The organism is Kitasatospora sp. NPDC001664 (genome assembly GCF_053596675.1).
In genome coordinates this window covers 1-13,614 of the sequence record NZ_JBSFGS010000011.1, presented here as the reverse complement: position 1 = coordinate 13,614, position 13,614 = coordinate 1, and the positions used below count along the sequence as shown (strand labels likewise).

Here is a 13,614-nt window from a genome sequence, read left to right as displayed (position 1 = left end):
TCACGCCACACCGGCCGAAATGACTCGGCCAACGGGCCCGCCCGACCTAGGCTCTCGGTCATGGCAGCGGTCGGCGGGCACCCAGCGCAGGGTGGCGGTACAGGCAAGGAGTCGGCTCCGGTGGAGTTCCGTGCTGCGGTGGAGGCCCTGGCGGGCGCGCGGCTGCGCCCCGAGGTGCAGCTCTCCCCCGCACCGGCACCGAAGCGGATGGCCCCGTTCGCGTACGCGCTGACCGCGACCGTCGAGGTGGACGGCGAGGAACTGGCCGACGGACGGCTGGTGCTGCTGTACGACCCGGCCGGACAGGAGGCCTGGCGCGGCGAGTTCCGCCTCGTCTCGCTGACCAGGGCCGAGCTCGAACCCGAGATGGCCGACGACCCGATGCTCTCCGAGGTCGGCTGGGCCTGGCTGACCGACGCGCTGTACGCCCACGGCGCCGCCCACGCCGAGGCCGGCGGCACCGTGACCCGGGGCATCTCCCAGTACTTCGGCGCGCTCGCCGACCGGGAGACCTCCACCGAGATCGAGGTCCGGGCCTCCTGGACCCCGGCCGACGGCCGCTTCGAGCGGCACCTCGCGGCCTGGGCCGACCTGCTCTGCGGCTGCGCCGGCCTGCCTCCGGCCTCCCCCGCGCCGCTGCCGCTGCCCGACGCCCCGTCACTCGGCGGAGTGGTCCCGATGCCCGCCCGGCGACGCCCGCGCTCCCACTGACGGGTCGCCGTCGTTCGTCGGCGCAGCACCACCCCCAGGGCTGACGCAGAGTGAATCCCCTGCTGCCTGCTGTCAATTGACCGTCCGAATCCGCCCGGACAGGTCCCGAACATGTCGCGTCCTGTGCGATTTCAGGGCATGTCGCATCAGTCACCTGCGCGATTTGTCCGTATTGTTACTCACTAGATCGTGATCTTTCGCTAAAGCCGGGCACGGTTGATGCCGAAGGTGTCTGTGACCCTTTCCAAACGCGGAACACTCCGAGCGCCCCCATCGGCCAGAGGCGGCGACCAGGAGCTGGCCTCCGCCACTCCCCCAGGAGGCACGGTGTCGGTCCTTCTCGAACACCCCGCAAGCGTGGTCGCCTACCGTCCGACGAAGCCCACCGCCATGGTGGTCATCGCCGACCCCCGCGTCCGGAACACCGTCACCCGGCACCTGTGGGCGCTCGGTGTCCGTGACGTCATCGAGGTCTCCTCGATCGCCGAGGCCCGCCCCCGGGTCTCCACCCCCCGCGACATCTGCGTCGCCGACGTCCACCTCCCCGACGGCTCCGGCCTCACCATCCTCGCCGAGACCCGCGCCGCGGGCTGGCCCAACGGCCTGGCCCTGTCCGCCGCCGACGACATCGGCGCGGTCCGCTCCGCCCTCGCGGGCGGCGTGAAGGGGTACGTCGTCACCGGCACCCGCACCAACCTCGCCATGCCGGGCCGCCCCGGGCTGCCGATCGGCGCCGGCGGTCTCGCCGGGCGGATGCGGCGGCCGGGGATGCCCGGGATGCCGGGTGCGGCGGGTGCGCCGCACGGGGCTCCGGGCGCTCCCGGTGCGCCGGGCGTGCAGCCGACCACCTACCGGGAGCTGTCCGGGCGCGAGGTCGAGGTGCTCCGGCTCGTCGCCGAGGGCCAGTCCAACAAGGCGATCGGCGTCGCGATGGGGCTCTCCGCCCTCACCGTGAAGAGCCACCTGGCCCGGATCGCCCGCAAGCTCGGCACCGGCGACCGGGCCGGCATGGTCGCCGTCGCCCTCCGCACCGGCATCATCCACTGACGCCCCGTCACCCCCATCACCCCAGCTCGGGGCCCGGAGGAACGTTTCCCCTCCGGGCCCCTCTCGTTGTTCAGGGGAGCCAGGAAGCGCCCCGCAGGGGCGCGGGGAACTGCGCGCAGTGGAAAGGCAGCACCTGCAACCGGCTGACGTGCCTTCAGTTGCAGGTGAGCCGCCTTCCGATTCGCGCCCCGCGGCGGAGCCGCACATCGGCGGAGCCCCGCGCCCCCAGAGGCATCACCTTGGTCCTCACCACCTCCGGGTATGCGGAGGGCGTCGTACCCTTGGTGGGTGACCGACGCCGTAGCCACCCCAGAAGAGACAGCCCCGGTCCCGCTCCTCGAGCCGAGGGAGGGGCTCCCACCCGTGGTGGCCGACGAGACCGCGCTCGCCGCGACCGTCGCCGCCTTCGCGGCGGGCACCGGCCCGGTCGCCGTCGACGCCGAGCGGGCCTCCGGCTACCGCTACGGCCAGCGCGCGTACCTGATCCAGCTCCGCCGCGCGGGCTCCGGCACGGCACTGATCGACCCGATCGCCTGCCCCGACCTCTCCGCGCTCGGCGAGGCCCTCGCCGACACCGAGTGGGTCGTGCACGCGGCCACCCAGGACCTGCCCTGCCTGGCCGAGGTCGGGATGAGGCCGAAGGTCCTCTTCGACACCGAGCTGGCCGGCCGGATCGCCGGGTTCCCCCGGGTCGGCCTCGGCCCGATGACGGAGAGCGTGCTCGGACTGTCGCTGGCCAAGGAGCACTCGGCGGTGGACTGGTCCACCCGCCCGCTGCCCGAGCCGTGGCTGCGGTACGCCGCTCTGGACGTCGAGGTGCTGGTCGAGCTGCGCGACGCACTCGAACGGGAGCTGGACGGCCAGGGCAAGCTCGAGTGGGCCCGCGAGGAGTTCGCCGCCATCGCCGCCGCGCCGCGTCCGGCGCCGCGCACCGACCCCTGGCGCCGCACCTCCCAGCTGCACAAGGTCCGCCGCCGCCGGCAGCTGGCCGCCGTCCGCGAGCTCTGGCTGGCCCGCGACCAGGCCGCCCGCGACCGGGACGTCTCGCCGGGCCGGGTGCTCTCCGACGCGGCGATCGTCAACGCCGCGCTCGCCATGCCGCTGAACGCTCCGGCGCTGCAGGCCGTGCAGGGCTTCGGCCCCCGGGTGAACCGCCGTCAGTTGGACCTCTGGCTGGCCGCGTTGCAGCGGGCCCGGGAGATCCCGGAGAACGAGCTGCCGCCGGCCACCGCGCCGCACGACGGGCCGCCGCCGCCGCGCGCCTGGGCGGAGAAGGACCCGCTGGCCGCCGCCCGGCTCTCCGGGGCGCGGGCCGCCGTCACGGCGCTGGCCGAGCAGCACCACCTGCCGGCCGAGAACCTGATCACCCCGGACCTGGTCCGCCGCGTCTCCTGGGAGCCCCCGGTCCCCGCCGACACCGACTCGGTCATCGCGGCCTTCCGCCGCCTCGGCGCCCGCAAGTGGCAGACCGAGGTCATCGGCGCGGCCGTCGCCAAGGCCTTCGCCGAGGCCAAGGTGGCCGCCCCCGAGGCCTAGACACGAGGACCAGTTGCAAGCGCTCAGGGGCGCGAGGAACTGCGCGCAGGGGAACGGCAGCACCTGCAACTGGCTGACGACGGGTCAGTTGCAGGTGAGCCGCCTTCCGCCTCGCGCAGTTCCTCGCGCCCCTGAGCGCTTGCAACTGACCGTGAGCGAGGACACATGCCGTGGGGCTATGGGCAAGATAGTTACCGGCGGGTAGCATGGCCGGTGAAGCAGCGCCGCCTCCCCGTCGTGGGTCGAGGTCTGCACCCACCTGTCGTGTCCCCTGGAGGAGAGCCCCGTGCCTCGTACCTCGAGGGACGTCGTCTTCGTCGATGGCGTCCGCACCCCGTTCGGCAAGGCCGGCCCGAAGGGCATCTACCACGAGACCCGCGCCGACGACCTGGTCGTCAAGTGCATCCGTGAGCTCGTGCGCCGCAACCCGAACCTGCCGACCGAGCGGATCGACGAGGTCGCCATCGCGGCCACGACCCAGATCGGCGACCAGGGCCTGACCATCGGCCGCACCGCCGCGCTGCTCGCCGGCCTGCCGAAGTCCGTCCCGGGCTACGCGATCGACCGCATGTGCGCCGGTGCGCTGACCGCCGTCACCACCACCGCGGGCGGCATCGCCTTCGGCGCGTACGACATCGTCGTCGCGGGTGGCGTGGAGCACATGGGCCGGCACCCGATGGGCGAGGGCGTGGACCCGAACCCGCGCTTCGTCTCGGAGAAGCTGGTCGACGAGTCGGCGCTGTTCATGGGGATGACGGCGGAGAACCTGCACGACCGGTTCCCGCACATCACCAAGGAGCGTTGCGACGCCTACGCCGTCCGCTCCCAGGAGAAGGCCGCCAAGGCCTACGTCAACGGCGACATCCAGCCGGACCTGGTGCCGATCGCGATCCGCAACACCAACTCCGAGATCGGCGAGACCGGTTGGGGCCTGGCCACCACCGACGAGCCGATGCGCCCGGGCACCACCATGGAGAGCCTGGCCGGTCTCAAGACCCCGTTCCGTCCGCACGGCAACATCACCGCGGGCAACTCGGCCGGTCTGAACGACGGTGCCACCGCCTCCCTGCTGGCGGCCGAGGACGTTGCCGAGGAGCTCGGCCTGCCGGTCAAGATGCGCCTGGTGAGCTTCGCCTTCGCGGGCGTCGAGCCCGAGGTCATGGGCATCGGCCCGGTGCCGGCGACCGAGAAGGCGCTGGCCAAGGCCGGTCTGACGATCGACGACATCCAGGCCTTCGAGGTCAACGAGGCCTTCGCCGTCCAGGTGCTGGCCTTCCTGGACCACTACGGCATCGCGGACGACGACGAGCGGGTCAACCCGTACGGCGGCGCCATCGCGTTCGGCCACCCGCTGGCCTCCTCGGGCGTGCGCCTGATGAACCAGCTGGCCCGCCGCTTCGAGCAGCGCCCGGACGTCCGGTACGGCCTGACCACCATGTGCATCGGCTTCGGCATGGGCGGCACCATCATCTGGGAGAACCCGCACTTCGAGGGTGGTAAGTGACCATGAGCACCACTGAGCTGCTGAAGCGCGCCGCCGAGCTGTTCCCCGGCGAGGTCGTCACCACCGCCCACGTGCGCCACCTGGAGCTGCCGTACGGCGCCGGGCGGATCGCGCTGATCACCCTGGACAACGGCTTCGACCACACCAAGCCGACCACCTTCGGCCCGGGCTCGCTGGCCAAGCTGTCCGAGGCGCTGGACCAGGTCGAGGCGGAGGCCGCCGAGGGCGCGGTCAAGGCCGTCGCGATCACCGGCAAGCCGTTCATCTTCGCGGTCGGCGCCGACCTCAAGGGCGTCGAGGTGCTCAAGGAGCACAGCGACGCGCTGGCCATCGGCAAGGGCGGCCACGACGTCTTCAAGCGGATCGCCGCGCTGCCGGTCCCGACCTTCGCGTTCTACAACGGCGCGGCCATGGGCGGCGGTGTCGAGGTCGGCCTGCACGCCACCTACCGCACCGTCAGCTCGGGCGTCCCGGCGTTCTCGCTGCCCGAGGTCTTCCTCGGCCTGGTCCCCGGCTGGGGCGGCTGCACCCTGCTGCCGAACCTGATCGGCCCGCAGAAGGCCGTCAAGGTCATCGTCGAGAACTCGATGGCGCAGAACAAGCAGCTCAAGGGCAAGGAGGTGTTCGAGCTCGGCATCGCGGACGCGATCTTCGAGCCGGCCGACTTCCTGGAGCAGTCCCTGGGCTGGGCCGCCAAGGTCCTCAACGGCGACGTGGTCGTCGAGCGCGAGGAGTTCGACCGGGGCAAGGCCTGGGACGACGCCGTCACCTGGGGCCGCTGGGTCGCCGACGCCAAGGTGAGCGGCGCCGCGCCGGCCGCCTACAAGGCGCTGGACATCATCCAGCAGGTCAAGACTGGTATTTCTAACAGCGCGGACCTGCAGGCCGGCTTCGACGCCGAGGACGCGGCGCTGGCCGACCTGATCATGAGCGGCGAGCTGCGCAGCGGCCTGTACGCCTTCAACCTGGTGCAGCGCCGGGCCAAGCGCCCGTTCGGCGCGCCGGACAAGTCGCTGGCCCGTCCGGTCTCCAAGATCGGTGTCGTCGGCGCCGGTCTGATGGCCTCTCAGCTGGCCCTGCTGTTCGCCCGCCGGATGGAGGTGCCGGTCGTCCTGACCGACATCGACCAGGAGCGGATCGACAAGGGCGTGGGCTACGTCCACGCCGAGATCGACAAGCTGCTCGGCAAGGGCCGGATCGGCAACGACAAGGCCAACAAGCTCAAGGGCCTGGTCACCGGTCACCTGGACAAGGCCGTGGCCTTCGGCGACGCGGACTTCGTGATCGAGGCCGTGTTCGAGGAGATGGGCGTCAAGCAGAACGTGCTGGCGGAGCTGGAGGCGGTGGTCTCGCCGACCACCATCCTGGCCACCAACACCTCCTCGCTCTCGGTCTCCGAGATGGCCTCCAAGCTCCAGCACCCGGAGCGCGTGGTCGGCTTCCACTTCTTCAACCCGGTCGCGATCCTCCCACTGCTGGAGATCGTCCGGGCCGAGAAGACCGACGACGGCTCGCTGGCCACCGCCTTCGCGGTCGCCAAGAAGCTGAAGAAGACCGCGGTGCTGACCAAGGACGCCCCGGCGTTCGTGGTGAACCGCATCCTGACCCGCTTCATGGGCGAGATCCAGGGGATCATCGACGAGGGCACCTCGTTCGAGACGGTCGAGGCCGCGGTCAAGCCGCTCGGCCTGCCGATGTCCCCGATCGCGCTGCTGGAGCTGGTCGGCCCGGCCATCGCCCTGCACGTGTCGGAGACCCTGCACGGCGCCTTCCCGGAGCGGTTCTCGGTCTCCGAGAACCTCGGCCGGGTGGTCAAGGCCGGCAAGCGCGGCTTCTACGTCTGGGAGGACGGCAAGCAGGTCCTCGACCCCGAGGTCCTGGAACTGCTGACCTTCGGCGACTCCGTCCTGACGGAGGAGCAGGTGCGCGCCCGCGCCCTGGAGGCCGTCGCGCAGGAGATCGGCCTGATGCTGGACGAGGGCGTCGTCGGCGAGGCGCAGGACATCGACCTGTGCATGATCACCGGCGCCGGCTGGCCGTTCCACCTGGGCGGGATCACCCCGTACCTGGACCGCGAGGGCGTCTCCGAGCGGGTCAACGGCAAGAAGTTCCTGGCTCCCGGCCTGGCTTCGGTCCCGGAGTAGTCAGCACGTCCTGACGCACCGTCGGGCGGCACCCCTGTGCGGGGGGTGCCGCCCTTCGGCGTTCCCGGAGCCCGTCCGACCGGCTCTGTCCGACCGGCTCTAGCCGGCCACCACGTGGCGGAACTCGGCCCGGGCGTCCTCGGTGTAGAGGCCGTACCTGCCTTCCGGGTAGGGGCGTTCGGTGTCGGTGAAGGTGACCAGCCGGTGGCGGTCGACCAGCACCGTGACGGTGTCGCCGCGCTGGCGGACCTCCACCGTGTGCCAGCGGCCGACCGGGTACTGCGGCGGGCCGGTGGCCAGGAAGCGCTGGTGGCCCGGGTAGGCCGGGTCCTCCTTGCCGAGCTCCCAGCCGGTGGGCTTGAGGGCCAGGTAGTAGAAGTGCCGGGGGTCGGTGTAGTGCCAGACCACCCAGGCCGTCTCCCAGGTGTTGGGGGTCGGGGTGCGCAGCTGCTCGGCGGTGCGCACGCCCAGGCTCAGGGTGAGGTCGGAGCGGGTCTCGGTGGAGACCACCAGGGCGGCGTGCGTCTCGTCCGGGACGGTGGCCGGGCGCGGGGCCAGGACCAGCAGGTCGCCCCGGGCCCCGACGGTGCCCTCGCCGTTGAAGACCGCGACCCACGGCCCGTGCACCGAGCCCTCCGGCCAGGTGGTGAAGCCGGGCCGGGCCGGGCCGGCCAGCACGGCGGTGGCGACGGCGGCCAGCGCGAGCAGCACGGCGACCAGGGCCGTCCGCAGGCCGCTCGGCCGGCCGGGCGGGGCGGGGCCGGCCGCGCGGACCGGCGGCTGGCCGGTGGTCACGGTCACCAGTCCACCAGCGAGACGTCGGGCTGCAGTTGGTGGGGCAGCGGTCCGACGCAGTCCTGGGTCAGCCGCTCGACGATCCGCCGGGCGGCGTAGCCGTCGCCGAAGGGGCTGGGGGCGGCGGCCATGCCCTGGTAGTCGGCCGGGTCGTCCAGCAGCGCGTTGGCGGCGGCGTGGATGGCGTCGGGCTCGACGCCGACCAGGCGGGCCGCGCCGGCCGTGACCACCTCGGGGCGTTCGGTGGTGGTGCGCAGGACCAGCACCGGCTTGTCGAGGCTGGGCGCCTCCTCCTGGACCCCGCCGGAGTCGGTGAGCACCAGTTCGCAGGCGGCCAGCGAGGCGGTGAAGTCGAAGTAGTCCAGCGGCCCGGTGAGGGTGACGTGCGGCTCGTGGCCGAGCGCGGACTCCAGCACGTCCCGGACGGCGGGGCTGCGGTGCACCGGGAGCAGGATCTCCACGTCGCCGCGCCGGGCCAGCCGCTGCAGGGTGGCGGCCATCATCCGCATCCGGTCGCCCTGGTTCTCCCGGCGGTGCAGGGTGACCAGCACGCCGCGCCGGCCGGTGCGGAAGGCGGAGCGGCCGACGTGGCGGCGGCGCACCCAGAGCAGGTTGTCGATCACGGTGTTGCCGGTGACGTGCACCGCGTCGGGCGGCACGCCCTCGGCCCGCAGCCGGTGGGCGGCCCGCTCGGTGGGGGCGAAGTGCCAGCGGGTCATGGTGGAGACCAGGCGCCGGTTGAGCTCCTCCGGGAAGGGGTCGTCCAGCACGCCGCTGCGCAGCCCGGCCTCCACGTGGGCGACCGGGATCCGTTCGTAGAAGGCGGCCAGCGCCCCGCACAGGGTGCTGGAGGTGTCGCCCTGCACGATCACCAGGTCGGGCTCCTCGTGGCGCAGCACCTCGCCGAGGCCGTCGACCAGGCGGGCGGTGAGCGCGGAGAGCTGCTGTCTGTCGCGCATCACGTCGAGGCTGTGACGGGCCGTCAGGTGCAGCCGGTGGAGCATGGGTTCGAGCATCTCGCGGTGCTGGCCGGTGTTGACCAGCACCGGTTCGAAGTGGGGCGAGGCGTCCAGGGCCCGGACCACGGGAGCGAGCTTGACCGCCTCGGGCCGGGTGCCGAGCACCACCGCGGCACGCAGCCGGGGGGAGCCCGCCGGCCGGGCCGAGCCGTTGAGCGGGGCGGAGCCGTTGAGCGGGGCCGGGCCGTCGAGCGGGGCGGAGCCGTTGGGCCGGTGGGAGCCGTTGACGTGCAGCGGTTCGGACATGGTGACCTACTTGGGCAGCGGAAGGCACGGGCCGGCCGGCTCCGGCGGGAGCACGGCGCGACGCGTCGGACAGAGGGGGTGCCCGGGGGGACCAGCCGCTGACGCGGGGTCAGGTCCGGGCGGTCTTCAGCCAGCCGGTGCGGCCTCGGACGGTGCGGCCGACGGCCCACCAGCCGGCGGCGAACCAGAGGTAGCCGTAGCCGACGAAGAGGTGGGCCAGCAGGAGGCAGCGCCACCAGCCGAGTTCGCCCTCCCGCTGCCGGTACACGTGCGCGTAGGCGTAGGCGGGGGCGAAGGCGAGCAGGTACAGCGGGATCAGCCAGTAGGGCGAGAAGGTGCTGTGGCCCGCCGCGAGGGAGTCGGTGAGGAAGCCGACGGCTCCGGCCAGGAAGGCCAGCGGGAGCAGCGAGGTGAGCAGCAGCAGGGCCGGGCTGGAGAGGTGGTAGACCAGGTCCGCGGCGGCCCTGCCGGGGATCTCCCGGAGCACCATCGGGACCAGCCGGGTGGCCTGGATGTGGCCCTGGAACCAGCGGGAGCGCTGGCGGACCAGCGGGCGGACCGCGAGCACGGCCTGCTGGTGCACGGCGGCGGTGGCGCAGTACTCGTTGCGCCAGCCGGCCGCGAGCAGCCGGATGCCCAGGTCGAGGTCCTCGGTGAGGCGGTCGCTCCAGGGCTCGGGGCCGAGCGAGCGCAGCGCGCTGAGGCGCATGAACTGCCCGTTCCCGCCCATCCCGACGCTGCCGATGTGGCGGCGCCCGGACTGGAAGACGTCGGTGTAGACGACGAACTCCATGTCCTGCATCCGGCAGAGCAGCCGGTCCTCGCGGTTGTACATCCGCACGCCGATCTGGACGGCGCCGGTGGCCGGGTCGTCGAAGAACCGGTCGGCCTGGTCGACCGCGCCCGGCTCCAGCCGGCCGTCGGCGTCCAGCACGCAGACCACCACGTCCTCGGGGTCGGTGCCGGCCAGCAGGCCGGACGAACCCAGGTGCCGCAGGCCGTCGTTGAGCGCCGCGCCCTTGCCGCGGCGGGCGTTCGGCAGGTGCCGCTGGTGCAGCAGCACCCGGGACGGGTCCGCGGCGCGGACGATCTCGGCGGTGCGGTCGTCCGAGGCGTCGTCGACCACCAGCACCAGCACGTCCTGCCGGGGCAGGGACATCAGCCGGCGCAGGCTCTCGGCCAGCACCCGCTCCTCGTTGAGGCAGGCGAGCAGGAAGACGTACCGCCGGCGGTGCGGGTCGTCCGTCGCTGTGGGCCGGACGACCCGCCGGGACAGCACGAACATCCCGGTGTTGTACGCCAGCGCCGTCACGATGACGGCGGTGGAGAGTCCGAGCAGGACGGCCGTCAGCACGACGCACCCCGCCGGACGGCGGTGGCCCCGGCGACCTCGGAGGGCACCGCGTGGGGCTCGGCCGGGCCCTGCCGGGAACGGCGGTGGCGGACCACCAGGCCGTACAGCAGCAGGAGCAGGCCGACCACGACGTACAGGCCGAAGCCGGCACCGGCGATCTCCAGCAGCAGCCGGGCCAGTTCGGACCCGGAGGCGCCGGAGGGCAGGACGGACGCCGCACTGAAGCAGACTCCGCTGCTGGCTCCGCAGTTCACGTACATGGGAAATCAACCCCGGCGGAATGCGACCGGATGCCGGCCGATGACACGGCTCTCGCGCTCGCGGTGGAGGGGTCGGTCTCGCCATTCACTCCCCGAGCCGGGAAAGGCGACCGTCTGCCGACTCGGATCTTTGCGCGCCCCATGGGGACTTTCACGAACAATTTAACACGGGTGGGGTGGACCTTCAATGAATGAATTCCATCCTTTGCTACTCGCGGGAAGGGATTGACACCCACCCGCGCCGGTGCCAGTGTCGGGTGTACCGCCTGTGCTGCGGCTGGACGGTGTTGACGTCGCGTCAGCGCCAGATCCCCGCGACTCCAGGCCGGTTCTACGGTGCCGTTCCGCGCGCCAGCCGGCCTTCTGTGTAGAGACGCCGGGAGAGAACGCCGCCGGGCATTCCCGTATCCATGGCTTGAACACACATCGCCAGGGGCTGTCATGCCTGTGCATTCAATGAGCCGTAAGCGGGGCCGGACGACGATCGTGGGGGCACTCGCCCTCGTCCTCAGCGTGGGATTCCTCCCGGTCGACTCCGCTTCCGCGAAAGCGCCGCCCGACCAGAAGAAGTCCCAGGAGTCCAAGAAACAGGACCGCGGCCCGACCGACCTCGGCGCCGCCTTCGGTGCCGAACAGAAGAAGGCCGACAAGAACCGGAAGCTGAATCCCCATCAGAAGCTGAAGAAGGCCACCGAACTCCAGGCCCTCCCGCAGGCCCTGGCCCAGGCCCCGGCCAACCCGCCGCCGAACACCGGCAAGAGCACGCTGGTGCTCTACGACACCGCCGGCCCGTACGGACACCTGGGCGAGCTGTACGCGATGACCACCGCCAACCTGGCCGGCCACTTCGGCAGCGTGACGCCGAAGCCGGTCTCCCAGTACCAGCCCGGTGAGGTCAACAACTACTCGGCCACGGTCTACTTCGGCTCCACCTACTACGGGGCCCCCGACACCAACGGCCAGCCGATCCCGGACGGCATCCCCACCTCCTTCTACACGGACGTGACCAGCACGACCAAGCCGGTGATCTGGCTCTACGACAACATCTGGAACCTGGCCAACCAGGTCGGCCCCGCGAACTTCTCGGCCGCCTACGGCTGGGACCCGACCAACTCCTTCTTCAACTACAACTCGATCACCTCGGTCGGCTACAAGGGCCAGAGCCTCAGCCGCGACCCGCTCAACGGCGGCGGCGTGCTGGGCGAGACCATCACCGACCCGGCGAAGGTGAACGTGCTCGCCTCCTCCACCGACTCCACCGGGGCCACCGTCCCGTGGGCGGTCCGCTCGAACAACCTCACCTACATCGGCGACGTCCCGTTCTCCTACGTGAGCGCCAACGACCGGGTGATGATCTTCAGCGACCTGCTCTTCGACGCCCTCGCGCCCCAGACCGCCGAGCGGCACCGGGCGATGGTGCGGCTGGAGGACATCAGCCCCGCCGACGACCCGGTCGCGCTGACCGCGATGGGCCAGTGGCTGAAGTCGCAGAACATCCCGTTCAGCTTCGGCGTCATCCCGGTCTACACCGACCCCAAGGGCACCTACAACAACGGCCGGGCGGAGACCATCCGGCTCTCCCGGACGCCCGCGATGATCACGGCCATCAGGTCGCTGATCAACAACGGCGGCACAATGCTCATGCACGGCTACACCCACCAGTACTCGAACATCGCCAACCCCTACGACGGGGTGAGCGGTGACGACTTCGAGTTCTACCGGGCCCAGTGCTCGGTGACCCAGTACCCGCCGTACCAGTTCCGGGCCCCGTGCCAGAACACCGACTGGGTCATCCACCAGGGCCCCGTGCCCAACGACTCCAGCACCTACGCGCTGAACCGGATCAACTCGGCCGCCCTGGAGTTCACCCTCTCCGGCCTGCCGGTGCCGACCATCTTCGAGTTCCCGCACTACGCCGGCTCCGCCGTCGACTACCGGGCCCTCGAACCGCGGTTCGCCGCCCGCTACGAGCGCTCGCTGTACTTCGGCGGCGTGCTCAGCGGCAAGCCGATCGACTACTCGATGATCATCGGCCAGTTCTTCCCGTACCCCGTGCGGGACGTCTACGGCGAGACCGTGCTGCCGGAGAACCTCGGCAACTACGAGCCCGAGATGTCCAACAACAACCCGCCCAGGCTGCCGGCCGACATGATCAACTCGGCCAAGCTGAACCTGGTGGTGCGGGACGGCTACGCCAGCTTCTTCTACCACCCGTCCTACGGTCTGAGCGCCCTTCAGCAGACCGTCAACGGGATCAAGGCGCTCGGCTACACCTTCGCCTCCCCCGCCACCGTCCTCGCTCCCTGAAGGAGCACCAGCCCGGTTGCCGGCCCGCTCGTCCGGGCCGGCGACCGGGACCCTTTTACCGAGAGGCTCTGGTTCCGATGTGCGGAATCGTGGGTTACACAGGGGGACGCGCGGCCCTGGACGTCGTCCTGGACGGGCTGGAGCGGCTGGAGTACCGGGGGTACGACTCGGCCGGGATCACCGTCCAGGCGGCGGGCGGGCTGGCCACCGGCAAGCGGGCCGGGAAGCTGGTCAACCTGCGCAAGGCCCTGGCCGACGACCCGCTGCCGGAGGCCGCGGTCGGCATCGGTCACACCCGGTGGGCGACGCACGGCGGTCCGACTGACCTGAACGCGCATCCGCACCTGGACGACGACCGGCGGGTGGCGGTGGTGCACAACGGGATCATCGAGAACTTCGCCGCCCTCCGCTCCGAACTGGCCGCCCGCGGGCACGTGTTGCGCTCGGAGACGGACACCGAGGTGGTGGCGCATCTGTTGGGGGAGGTGTTCGCGGGGGATCTGGCGGAGGCGATGCGGGTGGTGTGCCGGCGTCTGGAGGGTGCGTTCACGCTGGTGGCGGTGCACGCGGACCAGCCGGGTGTGGTGGTGGGTGCACGGCGGAACTCTCCGCTCGTCGTCGGTAGGGGTGCGGGGGAGAACTTCCTGGCCTCGGACGTGGCGGCGTTCATCGCGTTCACGCGGGAGGCGGT

At 71.7% G+C, this 13,614-nt stretch carries 10 protein-coding genes and 1 pseudogene; 7 read left to right on the top strand and 4 right to left on the bottom strand.

Annotated elements, in window-relative coordinates; all coding sequences use genetic code 11:
• The first annotated feature begins 60 nt into the window (after positions 1-60).
• The 5 genes from ACWCYY_RS16910 (at position 61) to ACWCYY_RS16890 (ending at position 6,942) form a co-directional block, all read left to right on the top strand.
• Positions 61-711: a DUF3000 domain-containing protein gene (locus tag ACWCYY_RS16910; RefSeq protein WP_345288611.1), complete on the top strand. Its 651-nt coding sequence runs from the start codon at positions 61-63 to the stop codon at positions 709-711.
• 327 nt (positions 712-1,038) lie between these two features.
• Complete coding sequence (locus ACWCYY_RS16905) at positions 1,039-1,758, top strand: response regulator transcription factor (RefSeq protein WP_345288610.1); 720 nt, start codon at positions 1,039-1,041, stop codon at positions 1,756-1,758.
• Positions 1,759-2,019: 261 nt separating this feature from the next.
• Positions 2,020-3,294, top strand: coding sequence for an HRDC domain-containing protein (locus tag ACWCYY_RS16900; protein ID WP_449796470.1), 1,275 nt, complete (start codon positions 2,020-2,022; stop codon positions 3,292-3,294).
• A 286-nt stretch (positions 3,295-3,580) separates the two neighbouring features.
• Positions 3,581-4,798, top strand: a complete 1,218-nt coding sequence (locus tag ACWCYY_RS16895) for a thiolase family protein (protein WP_345288608.1) — start codon at positions 3,581-3,583, stop codon at positions 4,796-4,798.
• Positions 4,799-4,800: 2 nt separating this feature from the next.
• Entirely contained in the window at positions 4,801-6,942 is a 2,142-nt protein-coding gene (locus tag ACWCYY_RS16890; RefSeq protein ID WP_345288607.1) for a 3-hydroxyacyl-CoA dehydrogenase NAD-binding domain-containing protein, read from the top strand.
• Between the two features lie 99 nt (positions 6,943-7,041).
• Here the strand turns inward: ACWCYY_RS16890 and ACWCYY_RS16885 are convergent, their stop codons facing one another.
• From ACWCYY_RS16885 to ACWCYY_RS16870, 4 genes are all read right to left on the bottom strand, one after another.
• The gene (locus ACWCYY_RS16885) at positions 7,042-7,743 is read right to left on the bottom strand and encodes a family 16 glycoside hydrolase (RefSeq protein WP_449796469.1); all 702 of its coding nucleotides are present in this window, start codon (positions 7,741-7,743) and stop codon (positions 7,042-7,044) included.
• Entirely contained in the window at positions 7,740-9,002 is a 1,263-nt protein-coding gene (gene wecB / locus ACWCYY_RS16880; protein ID WP_345288605.1) for a non-hydrolyzing UDP-N-acetylglucosamine 2-epimerase, read from the bottom strand. The genes ACWCYY_RS16885 and wecB overlap by 4 nt, the downstream gene beginning before the upstream one ends.
• A gap of 109 nt (positions 9,003-9,111) precedes the next feature.
• Positions 9,112-10,356, bottom strand: coding sequence for a glycosyltransferase family 2 protein (locus ACWCYY_RS16875; RefSeq protein WP_345288604.1), 1,245 nt, complete (start codon positions 10,354-10,356; stop codon positions 9,112-9,114).
• On the bottom strand, positions 10,350-10,616 hold the full coding sequence (locus ACWCYY_RS16870; RefSeq protein WP_380148983.1) for a hypothetical protein: 267 nt from the start codon (positions 10,614-10,616) through the stop codon (positions 10,350-10,352). Before ACWCYY_RS16870 ends, ACWCYY_RS16875 begins: the two co-directional genes overlap by 7 nt.
• 456 nt (positions 10,617-11,072) lie before the next feature.
• Between ACWCYY_RS16870 and ACWCYY_RS16865 the strand changes: the two genes are divergently transcribed.
• Complete coding sequence (locus tag ACWCYY_RS16865) at positions 11,073-12,923, top strand: DUF2334 domain-containing protein (protein WP_449796468.1); 1,851 nt, start codon at positions 11,073-11,075, stop codon at positions 12,921-12,923.
• A 77-nt stretch (positions 12,924-13,000) separates the two neighbouring features.
• A pseudogene (locus ACWCYY_RS16860) lies at positions 13,001-13,614 on the top strand (glutamine--fructose-6-phosphate transaminase (isomerizing)); the annotation flags it as partial.